The 15,385-nt window shown below is 65.3% G+C and carries 17 protein-coding genes and 3 tRNA genes; 17 read left to right on the top strand and 3 right to left on the bottom strand.

The features are described 5' to 3' along the window. Window positions 1–348 precede the first annotated feature (348 nt). Window positions 349–921: an OmpA family protein gene (locus WC585_RS01725; protein WP_373255790.1), complete on the bottom strand. Its 573-nt coding sequence runs from the start codon at window positions 919–921 to the stop codon at window positions 349–351. 327 nt (window positions 922–1,248) lie between these two features. On the opposite strand from WC585_RS01725, the gene WC585_RS01720 reads away from it, so the two are divergent. Next, complete coding sequence (locus WC585_RS01720; RefSeq protein WP_373255789.1) at window positions 1,249–2,007, top strand: hypothetical protein; 759 nt, start codon at window positions 1,249–1,251, stop codon at window positions 2,005–2,007. A 3-nt stretch (window positions 2,008–2,010) separates the two neighbouring features. On the opposite strand, the gene WC585_RS01715 is transcribed toward WC585_RS01720, so the two are convergent. After that, window positions 2,011–4,005 (bottom strand): biotin carboxylase N-terminal domain-containing protein, encoded by a 1,995-nt coding sequence (locus WC585_RS01715; protein ID WP_373255788.1) that lies wholly within the window; start codon window positions 4,003–4,005, stop codon window positions 2,011–2,013. A gap of 186 nt (window positions 4,006–4,191) precedes the next feature. Here WC585_RS01715 and WC585_RS01710 point away from each other — a divergent pair, with 186 nt between their 5' ends. The 4 genes from WC585_RS01710 to WC585_RS01695 all read left to right on the top strand — a co-directional run bounded on the left by WC585_RS01710 (window position 4,192) and on the right by WC585_RS01695 (window position 7,569). Continuing rightward, window positions 4,192–5,688, top strand: a complete 1,497-nt coding sequence (locus tag WC585_RS01710) for a hypothetical protein (RefSeq protein WP_373255787.1) — start codon at window positions 4,192–4,194, stop codon at window positions 5,686–5,688. A 105-nt stretch (window positions 5,689–5,793) separates the two neighbouring features. Continuing rightward, entirely contained in the window at window positions 5,794–6,285 is a 492-nt protein-coding gene (gene msrB / locus WC585_RS01705; RefSeq protein ID WP_373255786.1) for a peptide-methionine (R)-S-oxide reductase MsrB, read from the top strand. Window positions 6,286–6,334: 49 nt separating this feature from the next. Beyond that, complete coding sequence (locus WC585_RS01700; protein WP_373255785.1) at window positions 6,335–6,940, top strand: hypothetical protein; 606 nt, start codon at window positions 6,335–6,337, stop codon at window positions 6,938–6,940. A 137-nt stretch (window positions 6,941–7,077) separates the two neighbouring features. Then, entirely contained in the window at window positions 7,078–7,569 is a 492-nt protein-coding gene (locus tag WC585_RS01695; RefSeq protein ID WP_373255784.1) for a ferritin-like domain-containing protein, read from the top strand. Between the two features lie 69 nt (window positions 7,570–7,638). Here the strand turns inward: WC585_RS01695 and WC585_RS01690 are convergent. After that, window positions 7,639–7,713 (bottom strand) — tRNA-Thr (locus WC585_RS01690). A gap of 402 nt (window positions 7,714–8,115) precedes the next feature. On the opposite strand from WC585_RS01690, the gene murA reads away from it, so the two are divergent. The 12 genes from murA (at window position 8,116) to WC585_RS01630 (ending at window position 15,359) form a co-directional block, all read left to right on the top strand. Continuing rightward, the gene (murA, locus tag WC585_RS01685; RefSeq protein ID WP_373255783.1) at window positions 8,116–9,405 is read left to right on the top strand and encodes a UDP-N-acetylglucosamine 1-carboxyvinyltransferase; all 1,290 of its coding nucleotides are present in this window, start codon (window positions 8,116–8,118) and stop codon (window positions 9,403–9,405) included. Further along, window positions 9,395–9,922 (top strand): DUF2948 family protein, encoded by a 528-nt coding sequence (locus WC585_RS01680; protein WP_373256771.1) that lies wholly within the window; start codon window positions 9,395–9,397, stop codon window positions 9,920–9,922. The genes murA and WC585_RS01680 overlap by 11 nt, the downstream gene beginning before the upstream one ends. After that, window positions 9,919–10,383 carry a UPF0262 family protein gene (locus WC585_RS01675; protein ID WP_373255782.1) on the top strand — a complete coding sequence of 155 codons (465 nt, stop codon included), beginning with the start codon at window positions 9,919–9,921 and terminating at the stop codon, window positions 10,381–10,383. The genes WC585_RS01680 and WC585_RS01675 overlap by 4 nt, the downstream gene beginning before the upstream one ends. Window positions 10,384–10,586: 203 nt before the next feature. Further along, window positions 10,587–10,808 (top strand): translation initiation factor IF-1, encoded by a 222-nt coding sequence (gene infA, locus WC585_RS01670; RefSeq protein ID WP_013269122.1) that lies wholly within the window; start codon window positions 10,587–10,589, stop codon window positions 10,806–10,808. Window positions 10,809–10,821: 13 nt separating this feature from the next. After that, window positions 10,822–11,400: a nucleoside triphosphate pyrophosphatase gene (locus WC585_RS01665; protein WP_373255781.1), complete on the top strand. Its 579-nt coding sequence runs from the start codon at window positions 10,822–10,824 to the stop codon at window positions 11,398–11,400. Then, on the top strand, window positions 11,397–12,425 hold the full coding sequence (locus WC585_RS01660; protein WP_373255780.1) for an RNA-binding protein: 1,029 nt from the start codon (window positions 11,397–11,399) through the stop codon (window positions 12,423–12,425). The genes WC585_RS01665 and WC585_RS01660 overlap by 4 nt, the downstream gene beginning before the upstream one ends. Next, a complete protein-coding gene (locus tag WC585_RS01655) occupies window positions 12,422–12,592 on the top strand; it encodes a DNA gyrase inhibitor YacG (protein WP_292175465.1) in 171 nt (56 codons plus the stop codon). Before WC585_RS01660 ends, WC585_RS01655 begins: the two co-directional genes overlap by 4 nt. Window positions 12,593–12,655: 63 nt before the next feature. Beyond that, a tRNA-Phe gene (locus tag WC585_RS01650) sits at window positions 12,656–12,731 on the top strand. A 365-nt stretch (window positions 12,732–13,096) separates the two neighbouring features. After that, window positions 13,097–13,987, top strand: coding sequence for a MotA/TolQ/ExbB proton channel family protein (locus WC585_RS01645; RefSeq protein ID WP_373255779.1), 891 nt, complete (start codon window positions 13,097–13,099; stop codon window positions 13,985–13,987). 5 nt (window positions 13,988–13,992) lie between these two features. After that, window positions 13,993–14,427, top strand: coding sequence for an ExbD/TolR family protein (locus WC585_RS01640; protein WP_373255778.1), 435 nt, complete (start codon window positions 13,993–13,995; stop codon window positions 14,425–14,427). Between the two features lie 2 nt (window positions 14,428–14,429). Then, window positions 14,430–15,155: an energy transducer TonB gene (locus tag WC585_RS01635; protein WP_373255777.1), complete on the top strand. Its 726-nt coding sequence runs from the start codon at window positions 14,430–14,432 to the stop codon at window positions 15,153–15,155. A gap of 127 nt (window positions 15,156–15,282) precedes the next feature. Further along, a tRNA-His gene (locus WC585_RS01630) sits at window positions 15,283–15,359 on the top strand. The last annotated feature ends 26 nt before the right edge of the window (window positions 15,360–15,385 follow it).

Genomic DNA, 15,385 nt, shown 5'->3' with positions numbered 1-15,385 from the left:
AGCCTGGTCTCGCTGCCGACTTGAGCGAGCCGATTTGTCGAGATGCAGTTTTCAAAGACCCAAGCCAGCGATGACACACCCTGCCACGCGGGTACGTCAGTTGCGGACGTAGGTCGGTCGAGCCGTACTTTCGGCGCTTGCCGAAGGAGCGAGTGTCTCCACCCAAGGGTCGAGAAGGACCACAGTATCAGGGTCGGGATTATACAGCGTGCGGGGTTAGCCGAGAGGAGAAGAAGGGGCGACAATACTGGGCCCAATACACGACGCGGACAAACGCGCCGCTCCTTCCATCACGGCCGTGGGCCGTGATCCTGGCCTCTGGTCGGTGCCGACCAGAGGAATGACGTCCTAGCTCAGCACGACGATGGCGACCCGGCGGTTCTGGGCGCGGCCTTCGCGGGTCGAGTTGTCGGCGACGGGCTGCTCCTCGCCATAGGAGATGGTCGCCATGCGGTTCAGGGCGACGCCGTTCTGGCTGAGGTAGCGGCGGACGGTCTCGGCGCGGGCAGTGCCGAGTTCACGGTTACGGCCGGCATCGCCGGTGGCGTCCGTATAGCCCTGGATTTCCAGGTAGACGTTGCGGTTTTCGGTGCGCAGACGCTGAACCAGTTCGGCCAGACGGGCCTCGCCTTCGGGCGACAGGGTGTCGGCGTTGACGGGGAACTTGACCGAGTCGTCGGAGAGAACGACTTCGTAGAGGAACTTGCCCTCGGCCAATTTCTGGGCGTCGGTGGCGCGGCGCAGGGCCTCGCCGGCTGTGCCGGCGACCTCGGTCACGCGGCCGTCGACGGCGGTGACGCGCTGGTCGACGACAGCAGTCTGGTCACGAACGAAGCGGTGGCTGGCGCAGCCGCTGGCGGCGACGCCAAAGGCAAGTACGACGCCGGTGATCGCTGCGGTCCTGAGAGTGGATCGGGTCAAGTTCGAACTCCTGAATAGGGGGCGCGGTATCCCTGGTCATCACGCGCTTGTTACGGTGAAGTGAAGCTCGGGGCGTGGTCATGACCGCTAAAGGGCCAGAACATGTCAGCTTGACCATAAGGTGAGCCGCGCCGTGCATGAATAATGCCGTTCGCCACGATCCTGACGCGAGGCGATGTTCTGTCGGAGATCACAAGGTCGGATCGCGCTGATTGCGCGTGATCTCGGCAGATCATCGATCTTCGATGTCGTGGAGTGCCATTGGCCCCGGTTTCCTCAAACACAACTCAAGGGCGAAGCAGGCGGCGGTCCTGGACGTCATGGGCGGTGGTCGCCAGTGTCGCGGCGCACGCCGTGCCGCTGGCGCTGATGTTGCTGCTGCCGCCCAAGGTGCCCGAGAGGATCGAGCCCCCGGTGGTGATGGTCACGCTTGAGCCGCCCCCTGTGCCCGTGCCGGTCCCGCCGCCACCACCCCCTCCGGACACGGCGACCAAGGAGGCGTCTTCGGCCGCCTCTGCCCCGGCCCCCGCGCCGCCCGCCCCGGTCACCCGCGTTCGCGCCACCGCCCCGCGCCGTCCGCCACCAATCCCGCCGCCGCCGGAGGTCAGGCCGCTTCCGGCTCCGCGAGAGCCTGCTCCCGCGGCGATGGTGACGCTGGGCGAGGCGGAATTGGCCGGAGCGACGCGGGCAGGCTCGGGCCTGTCAGGGGGGCAGGGCGGCAGTGGCTCGGGCACCGGGGAGGGCAATGGCAACGGCGGCTGCGACATGGTCCAGCGACTGCAGGACGCCCTGCGCACCGATCCGGAAGTGCGCCAGGCGGTGGCGCAGGCGCAGGGGATCGCGGGCGCAGGCCGCACGCCACTGGTCTGGAACGGTCGCTGGGTCCAGACGCAGGGCGAGGAAGGGGAAGGCCTGGCCGGCGTGCGTCAGGCCATCGCCCTGGAAGTCGCCTTTGCCCCCGCCGCCTGCAAGAGCCAACGCATGCGGGGCATGGTCCTGATCGCCTTCAGCGACGCACGCGGCGGCCCGCGCGTGGCGCTGGGGACCGGGTCGTGGCGGTGGTCGGACCTGCTGAACGCGCGGTAGGGGTTATTCGAACTCGACCAGCACATCGTCCGCCGCGACCGGGTCGCCGGCGGCGGCGCTGACAGCCTTCACCACGCCGTCGCGTTCGGCCTTGAGGATGTTCTGCATCTTCATGGCCTCGATGATGGCGACGGTTTCGCCGGTCTTGACCTCCTGACCCGGAGAGACGGCGATGGCAACGACCAGGCCGGGCATGGGGGACAGGACCAGTTTGGAGGTGTCGGCGGCGACCTTTTCCGGCAGGCGGGCGAACAGTTCGGCCAGGCGCGGGGTCAGGACGCGGACGCGGGCCTTGGTGGCGCGGCTGCGAATCTCGAAGCCGTCGGCGACGCGGCGAACCTCGGCTGTGAAGGGGGCATCATCAAGAACTGCACGGAACTGGGCCTGGCCGGGACGCCAGTCGATCTGGGACAGGCTCAAGGCGCGGTCTTCGTCAGCCAATTCCAGCATCAGGGCCTCGTCGTCGTCATAGGACAGGCTGACGCCGATGGGGTCGCGGTCGATCATGACGACCCAGTCGGTGCGGTCGGACGGATCGCCCGCCTGTTCGGACAGGATTTCGTGCATGGCGACGGCGCTGGCGACCATGATGTCACGCTGAAGCGGACCGGCAGGCAGGCCGTGGAAGCCGTCGGGGAATTCGTCGACAATATAGCTGGTCGACAGATTGCCGGAGCGGAACCGCTCCTGATCCATCACCGCCGCCAGGAAGGGCACGTTGTGGCCGACGCCGTTCAGGTGGGTGTCCTCCAGCGCGCGGGCCATGCCCTCGACCGCCGCGGCGCGGGTGGGGGCCCAGGCGCACAGTTTGGAGATCATGGGGTCGTAGAACATGCTGATCTCGTCGCCCTCGCGCACGCCGGAATCGTTACGCACGACATAGGGGCCGGTCGGGCCTTCGTGTTCGCCTTCCTCGGCCTGTTCGTAGCGGACCAGGCGGCCGATCGAGGGCAGAAAGCCGCGATACGGGTCTTCGGCATAGATGCGGCTCTCGATGGCCCAGCCGTTGATCGACAGGTCTTCCTGTTTGAAGCCCATCGTCTCGCCCGCGGCCGAGCGGATCATCTGCTCGACTAGATCGACACCGGTGATCAGTTCGGTAACCGGGTGTTCGACCTGGAGCCGGGTGTTCATCTCCAGGAAGAAGAAGCTGCGGTCCTGGCCGGCGACGAACTCGACGGTGCCGGCGCTGTCATAGTTGACGGCACGCGCGAGGGCGACGGCCTGGTCGCCCATGGCCTTGCGCGTCGCGTCGTCCAGCAGGGGGGAGGGGGCCTCCTCGATGACCTTCTGATTGCGGCGCTGGATGCTGCATTCGCGGTCGAACAGGCTGACGATATTGCCGTGCTTGTCACCCAGGACCTGGATCTCGATGTGGCGCGGATTGACGATGAACTTTTCCAGGAAGACGCGGTCGTCGCCGAAGGCGGTCAGCGCCTCGGCCTTCACGGCGGCGAAGCCCTCGGCCATGTCGGCGTCGGAATGGGCCACGCGGATGCCCTTGCCGCCGCCGCCCGCCGAGGCCTTGATCATGACGGGATAGCCGATCTGGCGCGCGATCTCGACGGCATGGTCGGTCGTCTCGATCAGGCCCATGTGGCCGGGAACGGTGGAGACGCCGGCTTCGGCGGCGAACTTCTTGGAGGTGATCTTGTCGCCCATGGCCTCGATGGCATGGGGATTGGGGCCGATGAAGGTGATTCCCTCGGCCTCGAGACGCCGGGCGAAGACGGGGTTTTCACTGAGGAAGCCGAAGCCGGGGTGGACGGCCTCTGCGCCCGAACGCCGCACGGCATCCACGATCCTGTCCTGGATCAGATAGGACTGTGCGGCGGGCGACGGGCCGATGTGGATGGTCTCGTCCGCCATCTCATACGCCAGCGATCCGGTGTCCGCGTCGGAATGCACCAGGGCGGTCTGTATGCCCATCTTGCGGGCGGTCTTGATGATGCGGACGGCGATCTCGCCACGGTTGGCGATCAGGATTTTCGAGAACATCAAGCTTTCCGGGTTCAGGCCGCCATGCGGCTGGCCGAGGGGGAACCTGCCCCGATTAGGACGCGTTTGGCGCGGAGTAAACCAAGGGGGTCACGGTCGGCGTTCAGGAATCCAGGGTTGGCAAGCCCGGCCCCGATACGCTTTAACCCAGCCAACCCCCGTCCATCGGCCCGGAGACCAGACCTGATGACCCGCATGCTCACCCTTACCGCCACAGCCGCCCTGACCCTTGCCGCCGGGGTCGCGCCCGCGGTGGCCCAGGACTTCAGAGCGCTGGCTCGCCAGGATCTGCAGGCTGCGCATGACGAGCTGGCCGCCAACCACCCCGCCGCCGCCCTGCCGGGCGCGCAGAGCGAGACCTTCCGCGCCTGGATCGATGCCGGCCTCTCCGACGCCCTGGGTCAGGCAGACCGGGTCAACAGCGGCGACAGCCACGCCTATCTGCTGCGCTACTATGGGGCCGGTTTCCGCGACTCCAACATTTCGATCCGCCCGACCTATGAAGGTCTGGGGCCGTATTTCGGGACCAGCTGGCCCGGCTTCACGACTGGCTGGCGGGGCGGAAAATATGTCGTGACCTATATCCAGGAGGGCGTGCGCGGTACTCCGCCGCTGGGTGCTACGCTTGTCGACTGCAATGGCACATCGGCCGAGGAACTGGCCCGCGCCAAGCTGGATCGCTGGGAAGGCAATCTGGAAACAGAGGCCGGTCGCGTGACCTCGGCCCCGTATCTGCTCTGGAACCGCAACAACCCCTTCACATCGGGCGTGCCCAGCCAGTGCAATTTCCAGATCGGCAACAGCCGCCGGTCCCGCGAGTTCCAGCTGCGACCCACGCCTGTGACCCCCGCAGCCCTCGAAGCGGCTTACCGCGCCACAGTCTACATGCCGCCCGCAACCCCCCTGTCGATCGAGACGGTCAACGGTCGCCCGTGGCTGAACGTTCACTCGTTTGATGACGGTGCCGGCTGGGAAGCGTTCAACGCTGCCGTCGAGGCCCAGGTCGAAACCCTGCGCGGGCCACAAGGTCTGGTCATCGACCTGCGCGCCGCCGCAGGCAACTCGATCACCAACTCCACGCGCCGTGGCTACGGCCTGGCGAACCGGATCTGGACACCGGAGTTCACCATCAGCCGCCAGCCAGCCGCCGGTGCCATCACCTATCGGGCTACCCAGGGCAACCGGGACTGGTATGCCGCCGCTGTCGGGCGGATGCAGGCCGATCCCAGTTTTGTGGCCGAGGCACCCCAGGTGATCGCCCAGACCCAGGAGATCGTTGCTGCATTCGATGCCGCCATCGCAGCGGGTCAGACCACCTTCACCCTGACCGGGCCTGAGTTGGCCGCCGACACCGGAGCGGCAAACCCGGTGCAGGGGCCAGTCATCGTTCTGGTGGATGCAGGTTGCTCGGGCGGCTGCCTGGATACGCTGGACCTGCTCAGCAAGCTGCCGAACGTGCGGATCGCCGGTTCGACGACGGCAACGGATTCGATCTTCATCGACCCGACGGTGGAGCGTCTGCCTTCGAACTATGCGCAGCTGAGCTATGGCCACAAGGCCTGGACCGGTCGTACGCGGGCCAACAACCAGCCGTACACCCCGGCCGAGGGGCTGGCCTATACGGGCAACCCGGCGGACGAGAATGCCGTGCGGGCATGGGTCGGGACGCTGTTCGGCGCCTGATGTAGGTCGGGTCGCCAAAGCCGACGACGCGGTCGTCGGCGGCTTGAGCGCAGGTCAGGCCGGGCAGGGGTGGAACCTCGGCCCGGCCTTTCCTATTTGAGTGTCATGACCAACCTCGCTCCCGACGCATCCAGCCTGTCCCCGTCAGGGTTTGACCTGACCCCGCCCGACGATGCCGAGCGCACCCGGCTGGAAGCGGACCTGAACGAGGAGGAGCGCCGCGTGCTGCTGGCGCACGGGACGGAAGCACCGTTCTGTGGGACCCTGCTGGGCGAAAAGCGGGTCGGCGTCTTTTGCTGCCGCGAATGCGGACTGCCGCTGTTCAGACAGGGCACAAAGTTTGAAAGTGGCACGGGCTGGCCCAGCTTCAGCGAGCCGGTCGACGAGGCCCACGTTAAGGCGATCACTGATCGGTCCTACGGCATGACGCGTACCGAAACTCGCTGTGCCCGCTGCGACAGCCATCAGGGCCACGTGTTTCCTGACGGGCCGCCCCCCAGCGGCCTGCGCTACTGCATCAACTCGGTCGCCCTGACGTTTGTCGCCGAGGGAGACGCCTTGCCGGATCCCTTGGGGCGCGGCGACGGGAGGGCCTGACCTTGGCCGCATTTGAGGCTAAGGTAGTGTTTGTACAGGAGTTGGCCGGATGTTGATTACCACCCTGATGATGGCGGCGACCCTGGTGGTCAGCCCTGCCGCTGGCGACGAGCCGGACGGCGTGATCTCCACGGCACCGGAAACCTCTGTTTCGCTCGATGCTGCGGCGACAGCGCCGACAGCCCCCAGCGCCCAGGGCGCGGCCCAGCAGGCATCGGAGGCGCACGGCCTGACCACGGACGAACAGATCGACCAGTGGATCGCGGCCCGCTCGCCGGACGAAAAGCCCTATTCCAGCGATTCCATGCGCCTGATGGACGACCGCAAGATGCACAGCGAGGTCGATGTCGGCATCGGCACCGGCGGATATCGCAGCTATGGGGCCGCAGTCTCACTGCCGATCGGTGAGAACGGACGGCTGAACCTGAGCTATCGCCAGGTCGAGAACGGCTATGGCTACGGGTATCCTTACGGGAGCTATGGCCGCGGCTACGGCGACTACGGCCTTGGCGGCTATTACAATGATTCAGGCTATGCATTCCCCGGACGTCAAAGTGCCGAGGATGCGATCCGGTTCGAAAATCGGGTGGCGCGTCCGGGTGGCCCTCCGGGCCTGCGTCCGCTGATCCAGCCCCAGTTGGCAAGTCCCGAATGATAGGAGGCCCGATCTCTGGATCGGGCCTTTTTTATTGATCCGAATACGGTCATGGCGACCGCCAATGTCCATGTTTGGACATAGGAACGGACTGGGCTTGAGCAGGTTCTGAGTGTCCCCCCACACGGAGAGATACCATGGCCGACAAGACCCTGAACGACCTGTTCCACGACACGCTCAAGGACATCTATTATGCCGAGCGCAAGATCCTGAAGTCCTTGCCCAAGATGGCCCGCGCGGCTCAATCGCCCGAATTGAAGGCGGCTTTCGAGAAGCACAAGGATCAGACTGAAGGCCAGATCGAACGCCTGCAAAAGGTGTTCGAGATCATCGACAAGGCCCCGCGCGGCAAGACCTGCGATGCCATCGAGGGCATTCTGGCCGAGGGCGACGAGATCATGGAAGAGTACAAGGGCTCGCCCGCGCTGGACGCCGGCCTGCTGGCGGCGGCCCAGGCCGTCGAGCACTATGAGATCACCCGCTATGGCACTCTGAAGCGCTGGGCCAACGAGCTGGGCCTGAAGGATGCGGCCAAGCTGCTGAACGAAACCCTGCAAGAGGAATCGCAGACCGACCTGGACCTGACGACGATTGCGGACGCGTCCGTGAATGACAACGCCAAGGCCTGAACCCAGATATAGGCCGGAACGTCAGCGGGGCCCGGCTTTCACAAGCCGGGCCCCGTCAATGTCTGCAGATGGTGCCGCCGGGGGGAATCGAACCCACGACCTCAGCCTTACCAAGGATGCGCTCTACCACTGAGCTACGGCGGCGAAATCTGAAGAAGCGGCCCTATAGCCAACGGGGGAGGCGGGGGGAAGCCCCGAATTCAGTCGCTTGCGAAAAAGGTGCGGTGCGGGTCTGATCGACACATGGCCGATCGTGATTCCCCAGCGTCCGCAGCCGCCGCCTCTTCGGTCCCGCCCGAGCGCGCGGACGGACGACCCAAGGGTAGCAAGGCGACAGCCACACCGCGGGCCCAGCGATTGGCCACGGCGCTGCGGGACAATCTGAAGCGGCGAAAGGCAGCCGTCACCGCGCGTCCGGAAAAGCCGCGCAACTGAATGTCATCGAAGCCGGACCGACGCCGGACTTTCGCAACCCGTGGCGAACGCGCTAGATAGCCGGTCCGCCTTGGCTGTTGCCCTGGCTTTCAGGGCAGACACAGAGATTTCATGGACAGTATTGTCATTCAGGGCGGCAACCGCCTGAACGGAACGATTCCCGTCAGCGGGGCCAAGAATTCGGCGCTGAAGCTGATGGCGGCCTCGATCCTGACCGATCAGCCTCTGCTGCTGACCAATATGCCGCGTCTGGCGGATACGAAGTTTCTGGGCCGGTTGCTGAAGGCACTGGGCGTGGAGGTCACGGAGCGTGACGGCGCAGACGGGCAGGAGACACTGTTTCACGGCGCAACCATCAGCTCGACCTTCGCCCCCTATGATCTGGTGCGGCAGATGCGGGCCAGCTTCAATGTGCTGGGGCCGCTGCTGGCGCGGACGGGCGAGGCCAAGGTGTCGCTGCCGGGCGGCTGCACCATCGGGGCGCGGCCGGTCGATCTGCATTTGCAGGCGCTGACGGCGCTGGGGGCCGAGATCGAGCTGGAAGAGGGCTATGTGACCGCGCGGGCACCCAAGGGGCTGCAGGGCGCGGAGATCGCGTTTCCGATCGTTTCGGTCGGGGCGACGGAGCATGCGCTGCTGGCGGCGGTCATGGCGAACGGCACGACGGTGTTGAGAAACGCCGCGCGCGAGCCGGAGATCGGCGACCTGGCCCGCTGCCTGACGGCGATGGGGGCCAAGGTCGAGGGCATCGACAGCGACGTCCTGACCATCACCGGTGTGACGTCCCTGGGTGGAGCGACCTGGTCGGTGATCCCGGACCGGATCGAGATGGGCTCCTATGCCGTGGCGGCCGCCATGGCGGGGGGAGAGGTGCGGCTGACCAGGGCACGCGCCGATCTGATGCAGGCGCTGACCACCAAGATGGTCGCGGCGGGTGTCGAGATCACGCCGACCGAGGACGGGGTGATCGTCAAGCGCGACCCGTCTCAGCGGCTGAAGGCCGTCGATCTGACGACCGAAGTCTATCCGGGTTTCGCCACCGACCTGCAGGCGCAGTTCATGGCCCTGATGACCACGGCGGACGGGCAGAGCACGATCCAGGAAAACATCTTCGAGAACCGCTTCATGCATGCGCCGGAACTGGCGCGGCTGGGGGCGGACATTTCGGTGCATGCGGGCAGCGCGGTGGTGACGGGTGTGCCGAGCTTGCGCGGAGCCCCGGTCATGGCGACGGACCTGAGAGCTTCGGTCAGTCTTGTGATCGCCGGGCTTGTCGCCGAAGGTGAGACGACGGTGGGCCGGGTCTATCACCTGGATCGCGGGTTCGAGAAACTGGAAGACAAGCTGACCGCGTGTGGGGCCGACATCCGCAGGGTCAAGGGCGATGAGCATGACCATTGAGGCGCAGGTTCTCGAGGGCGAGAACGCGACCGTAGAGGCGGAACCGGTGGCCAAGGCTCCGATCGAGCCCCTGCGCCTGCTGGCCGAGGATGCTGACGACCTTCAGATCATCTCCGCCGCCTTGCAGGACGCGATCATGCGGCCCGTGGACATCGTCTGGGAGACGGGTGCGCGGACGTTGACCCTGGCGCTCAGCCGGTTCTGTTGGGAGTGTGGCGGCACGCGGGTGATGGCGGCCATGCAGTTCGGAGATGTGGTCGCGGTCAAGAGCCGTCGTCTGCACCGGTCACCGGATGCGGCGCTGGAACTTCTGGCCATGGACTTCATCCCGGACGAAGATCCCGAGGCCGCCCCAGGCGGGCGGGTCATCCTGATGTTTGCGGGCGGCGGCGATCTCAGGGTCGATGTGGAGTGCCTGGACGCGGTGCTGACTGATTTGTCGGAGCGGTGGCCCGCCAGACTGGCCCCGACCCATGCGGCGGATGAACCCGACACCCAAGAGAGGCTGGCAGAATGAGCGACCACCGGCTGATCTCGGTCGATCTGGACGCGGTCACGCTGCCGGCGGCCACGGCCGAGATTGAGCACGAGCGGCGGGTGGCGATCTTCGACCTCGTTGAAAAGAACAATTTCGAGCCTGTGGGGGCGGAAGGCGGACCCTATCGCCTCAAGCTGTCTCTTCTGGATACCAAGCTGGTGTTCGACATCGAGGGGCCGGAGTTTGCACGAGCGCACGGCCTGTCGCTGACGCCGCTGAAGGGCGTGATCCGCGACTATATCCTGATCTGCGACAGCTATTACGAGGCCCTGCGCGGGACGTCGCCCGCCCAGATCGAAGCGGTGGATATGGGCCGACGGGGCCTGCACAACGAAGGGGCAGAGCTGCTGAAGGCCCGGCTGGACGGCAAGATCACCATCGATCATGAGACCGCGCGTCGGCTGTTCACGCTGGTGACGGCGCTGTATCGGCGGGGGTGAGATAGGGGTCAGGGATTAGGTTCTAGGTTCTAGGGAACGCTATTTCAGAGTGGCGCGGTCAACCCTAATCCCTAACCCCTAGACCCTAGCCCCTTCCTTCGGCTCGACTACCGCCGGATTTTCAGGCATTAGGCCCGCTCCTTACGATCCGCGCTTTCGTCCGGCGCGGGTTTTGATTCGTATTCAAGGGCGCGAGAGGCCGCATGGCTAAGGAAGAACTGCTCGAGTTTCCCGGCGTCGTCAGCGAACTGCTGCCGAATGCTACGTTCCGTGTGCTGCTCGAAGGCAATGATCACGAGATCATCGCCCACACCGCCGGCAAGATGCGCAAGAACCGCATTCGCGTGCTGGCCGGAGACAAGGTGCTGGTCGAAATGACCCCCTATGACCTGACCAAGGGTCGCATCACCTATCGCTTCAAGTAAGGGCGGGCTCGGAATGAGCCGTCCCGAACTGGTGCTGGCCTCGTCCAGCCCGCGGCGCGTGGAACTGCTGGCCCTGATCGGCTTCACGCCGGACATGATCGACCCTGCCGATATCGATGAAATGCCGCTGAAGGACGAGACGCCGCCACGTCTGGCCCTGCGCCTGGCGACGACCAAGGCCCAGGTGGTGGCGCAGCGGCATCCCGACGCGGTGGTCCTCGCCGCCGATACGGTTGTGGCCGTTGGGCGCCGGTTTCTGGAGAAGGCGGCGGACGAGGCGGAGGCGACGCGGTTCCTGAAGCTGCTGTCCGGCCGCAATCACCGGGTCTTTACCGGCGTGGCGGTGGCGCGAAACGGCAAGCTGACGCATCGGGTCAACGAGACGCGCGTGACCTTCAAGATTTTATCGGACGCCGAGATCGCGGCTTATGTTGCCAGCGGTGACTGGCGGGGCAAGGCCGGAGCCTATGGCATCCAGGGCGCGGCCAGTGCCTTCGTGCGCAAGATCGTGGGCAGCCATCACGGGGTGATGGGTTTGCCGCTTTATGAGACCGTCAACCTGCTGGCCGGGGTCGGCCTGCGGACGCCGTGAGCGGCACCGAGGTCTTTCTGGACGACACGCCCGGCGAGACGCGGGGCATTGTGATGCGCAACGGACGGTTTGAGCATCTGATCATCCAGGGCGAGCGCGAGGTGGCCCAGCACAGACTGGGTGCGCGCTGTGTCGGCCGAATCGTCGATGTGCAGCCTGGTCTGAAGGGGGCGTTCGTCGATCTGGGAGCCACGCCCCCGCTGGGGTTTCTGCCGTTTGGACCGGGTGCCCCGCTTGCCGTGGGGCAGAAGGTCGAGGTCGAGGTGTCGGCCGAACCTCGGGAGAGCAAGGGACCGAGCCTGCGACTTACGGGAACTGGGGAGGGGGAGCCCCGGCTTCTGGCTGACGGGCCGTCGGTGGAGCAGATGCTGGCGGCGCTGGTGCCAGGGCAGGAACCGGTAAAAGGCTTGGCGGCGCTTCAGGCCGGGTCGGACGCCGAGGAAGAGGCGCTGCGCGATGGGGGACTGTTTGGTGATGTCGGGCTGGACCTGTGTGTGCAGCGGACGCGGGCGCTGATCGCCGTGGACCTGGATCTTGCCCCCGGTGCCGGTCGTGGCAAGGGGGGGCGGGCGAGGGATATCGCCAACAGGCTGGGCCTGACCGAGGCGGCGCGGTTGATTCGCCTGAAGAGTTGGGGCGGGCTGGTAGCGGTCGATCTGATCGGCGTGGGCCACGATGGTGCAGAGATCCTGGCCGATGCGCGGTCAGCGTTCGGTGCGGACAGGGACATCGTGTTCGGGCCGGTGAACCGCTTCGGTGTGCTGCAACTGGCTCTGCCGTGGCGAAGGACGCCGGTGGAAGAGCGGCTGGCGAGGGATGGGGCTGTCTGGCGCGCGGCGCTCGATATGACGCGCGCGCTGCGTCAGGCCGTGTTGTCCGACACGATGTCGGCCCGTATTGTCGCAACCTGCGATGCGGAGACGGCGCGGGTGGCCGAACCGCTGGTGGCCGCACTGGGTCCGAGAGCCGCATTGGTTGTCGATCCCTCATCCGCTCGCGGACAGTTCAGGATCGACCCCACATGACGACCGCCGCCCTCTGTCCGATTTGCCGCAAGAAGCCTGTGACGCCGGAATACCGGCCCTTCTGTTCCAAGCGGTGCGCGGATGTGGACCTGCAACGCTGGTTCACCGGCGGCTATGCGATTCCGGCCGAGCCCGATGACGGTGTGCGTGACGATGACGAAGACTGATCTGACGGCTGGACAGCCATATCGGCCTCGCCTATAGACCGCCCTCCCGCGAGCGGACGTCTCGCCTGGATAGCTCAGCTGGTAGAGCAGCGGATTGAAAATCCGCGTGTCGGTGGTTCGAATCCGCCTCCAGGCACCACCGCCCTTTTCAGGGCGATCGCCCCATTCCAGAATGATGACTTTCAGGACATGTTTGTGTCCAAGCCTGTGGACAATTGTCGTTCGCAAACCGCCATTGCGCCCTTGACGCTATGGCAGGCCTTGTTCAAAGAAACTGGCCGCTTTCGTTAAGATCGCGGTGATGGGCCAGAGATTGTCATAATCTTGAACCCATCGACGTCGTAACGGTCGCCGAGCGGCAACCGTTAACGTCGGGAGGCGTTCCGGGCTCTGGTGCTGCAAAGCTCCAAGAGGCGGATAGAGAATTTCATTGGGGGGCGGTCGTTTCGGCGGACGTATCCTGGTTCATCAGTCAGACCAAAAAACAGCAGGAACTGGCGCACTATGCTCGACATCAAGAAATCCAACATTCTTCTGGCCATGGCCGGCGCTGCCGTCCTGATGGCCAGCTCGCCTGTTCTCGCGCAGGATACCGCCACTCCGGCTCCGGCTACGACGGAAGCCACTGCCCCCGCAGCGACCACCCCTGCCGCTCCGGTCGCTGAAGCGCCTGCCGCTGATGCCGCCGAAGAAGCCGGTGGACATTCGGGCGACATCACCCCGATCTCCATGTTCATGGAAGCAACCATCGTCGTGCAGGTCGTGATGATCGGTCTGCTGCTGGCCTCGATCTTCTCGTGGACCCTGCTGATCATCAAACTGATCGAGTTCTCCAAGCTGAACCGCAAGACGGACCAGTTCCTGGAAGAGTTCCGCACCACTCGCACCATCGCCGACATGCGCCGCGTGTCGTCTTCGGAAGAGTTTGATGGCAACCCGCTGGCCGACATGGCCGCTGCCGCTACCGAAGAAGTCGAACTGTCGCGTCAGGCCGGTCTGTCGGTTAACGGCGACCACCGCGACTCGGCTATCGGCCGTGCCCAGAACGCCGTTGCCGCCGTTCAGTCCGGCGTTGCCGGTCGTCTGTCGGGCGGTCAGCAGTTCCTGGCTTCGACCGGTTCGACCGGCCCGTTCGTGGGTCTGTTCGGCACCGTGTACGGCATCATGAACTCCTTCATCGGTATCGTGCAGTCGAACACCACCAACCTGGCCGCCGTTGCCCCCGGCATCGCCGAGGCCCTGCTGGCTACCGGTATCGGCCTGTTCGCCGCTATCCCGGCCGTGGTGTTCTACAACTACTTCAACACCCGCATCGCCGCGTATGGCACCCGTTCGGACGGCTTCAACGCTGAACTGATGAACGCCATCTCGCGTCAACTCGACAAGGGAGCGTAAGGCGCATGGGTGCCAAACTCGGAGGAACGGGCGGCGGCACGAATATCGTCGAGGCGAATGCCGAGATCAACGTCACGCCTTTCGTTGATATCATGCTGGTGCTTCTGATCATCTTCATGGTGGCGTCTGCGGTCGCCACCCCTGGGGTTGAAGTGAAGTTGCCGATCGCCGTCGCCGCTCAAACCGAAAGCCCACCCAAGCCCGTCTACATCTCGATTCAGGATGATGGCCGGGTCTATATTGGGGATGGTGAGAGCAGCTATGAATCACTGGGCGCAGACCTGACGGCCGCAGTTGGTCGTCGGGATCCCACCCGCGAACGTATCTACATCCGCGGCGACGAAGCGACCCGTTACGGCGACTTCATGCAGGCCATGAACGCCCTGCAGGACAGTGGCTTCTACAGCGTCGCCCTCGTCGGCGAAGACAAGGCGAGGTAACGATGACAGATACACCCGTCGAATATCATCGCAGTCGCTATGATGCCCCTCGCAAGAAGGGCTTCATGGGGGTGTCGCCACTCGTCTGGCTGATCACCCTGGGCACGGTTCTGGCCATGTTCGTGGCGCTGATCATCTTCCTTCAGCGTACGAAGTTCGAGATGAAGGTGGTGGACTATTCGGATGACGCCGTGGACGTGGAGCTGATCCCGCCCCCTCCGCCTCCGCCGCCACCGCCGCCGCCTCCGCCGCCTCCGCCTGACACGCCGCCGCCGCCGAAGCTGCAGATCCGTCCGCCGGTCATCGTCCCCAATGCGCCACCGCCGCCTCCGGCAGTGAACATTGAGACGGTCAAGAAGGCCGATCGTATCGAGGTTGCCGGTCCTCCGGTCATCACCCGGACACCGCCGGAGCCGGCTCCAGTGCCCGCTCCTCCGCGTCCGTCCGTGATCACCAACCCGACCTGGGCACGTCAGGTTCCGCCTGATTTCCCGGAACGGGCGCAAAGCCGTGGTGTTGAGAGCGGTAGCGTAACGGTAAGCTGCACTGTTCAGCCGAATGGTTCGCTCGCCGGCTGTCAGGTCGTTTCTGAAACGCCTAGCGGCGCAGGCTTCGGCCAGGCCGCACTGGCAGCAGCACGGCGTTCGCGGGTTTCGCCCCGTACCGTCGACGGTGCCGCTCAGGGTGCGACTGTTCGCTACACCGTCCGGTTCCAGCTGGGCGACTAGCCAACAAACGCCGACAACAGGAAAACCCCGGGCCACGGCCCGGGGTTTTTCAATTGGAACGGGTTTTTTGTCGGGGTCGCTTGATCGGAAGGTTCGGCGCCGCTAGACACCCATCCTCGCTTAATGCGCCGCCTTAGCTCAGTTGGTTAGAGCGCCGGTTTGTGGAACCGGAGGTCCTCAGTTCAAGCCTGAGAGGCGGTACCATTCCTCGTTAGAGCACATGCTCCGAG

Origin of the sequence: Brevundimonas sp., from assembly GCF_041648055.1 — a bacterium.
Taxonomy (GTDB): Bacteria; Pseudomonadota; Alphaproteobacteria; order Caulobacterales; family Caulobacteraceae; genus Brevundimonas.
This window is presented reverse-complemented; position numbering and strand designations above follow the sequence as displayed.

Bases quoted from the DNA above. Each gene is read 5' to 3' on its own strand.
- WC585_RS01710 (WP_373255787.1), top strand. From the start codon at position 4,192: ATGACCCGCATGCTCACCCTTACCGCCACAGCCGCCCTGACCCTTGCC.
- WC585_RS01635 (WP_373255777.1), top strand. From the start codon at position 14,430: ATGACAGATACACCCGTCGAATATCATCGCAGTCGCTATGATGCCCCT.
- WC585_RS01695 (WP_373255784.1), top strand. From the start codon at position 7,078: ATGGCCGACAAGACCCTGAACGACCTGTTCCACGACACGCTCAAGGAC.
- WC585_RS01715 (WP_373255788.1), bottom strand. From the start codon at position 4,005: ATGTTCTCGAAAATCCTGATCGCCAACCGTGGCGAGATCGCCGTCCGC.
- WC585_RS01700 (WP_373255785.1), top strand. From the start codon at position 6,335: ATGTTGATTACCACCCTGATGATGGCGGCGACCCTGGTGGTCAGCCCT.
- infA (WP_013269122.1), top strand. From the start codon at position 10,587: ATGGCTAAGGAAGAACTGCTCGAGTTTCCCGGCGTCGTCAGCGAACTG.
- murA (WP_373255783.1), top strand. From the start codon at position 8,116: ATGGACAGTATTGTCATTCAGGGCGGCAACCGCCTGAACGGAACGATT.
- WC585_RS01655 (WP_292175465.1), top strand. From the start codon at position 12,422: ATGACGACCGCCGCCCTCTGTCCGATTTGCCGCAAGAAGCCTGTGACG.
- WC585_RS01665 (WP_373255781.1), top strand. From the start codon at position 10,822: ATGAGCCGTCCCGAACTGGTGCTGGCCTCGTCCAGCCCGCGGCGCGTG.
- msrB (WP_373255786.1), top strand. From the start codon at position 5,794: ATGACCAACCTCGCTCCCGACGCATCCAGCCTGTCCCCGTCAGGGTTT.
- WC585_RS01640 (WP_373255778.1), top strand. From the start codon at position 13,993: ATGGGTGCCAAACTCGGAGGAACGGGCGGCGGCACGAATATCGTCGAG.
- WC585_RS01675 (WP_373255782.1), top strand. From the start codon at position 9,919: ATGAGCGACCACCGGCTGATCTCGGTCGATCTGGACGCGGTCACGCTG.
- WC585_RS01645 (WP_373255779.1), top strand. From the start codon at position 13,097: ATGCTCGACATCAAGAAATCCAACATTCTTCTGGCCATGGCCGGCGCT.
- WC585_RS01680 (WP_373256771.1), top strand. From the start codon at position 9,395: ATGACCATTGAGGCGCAGGTTCTCGAGGGCGAGAACGCGACCGTAGAG.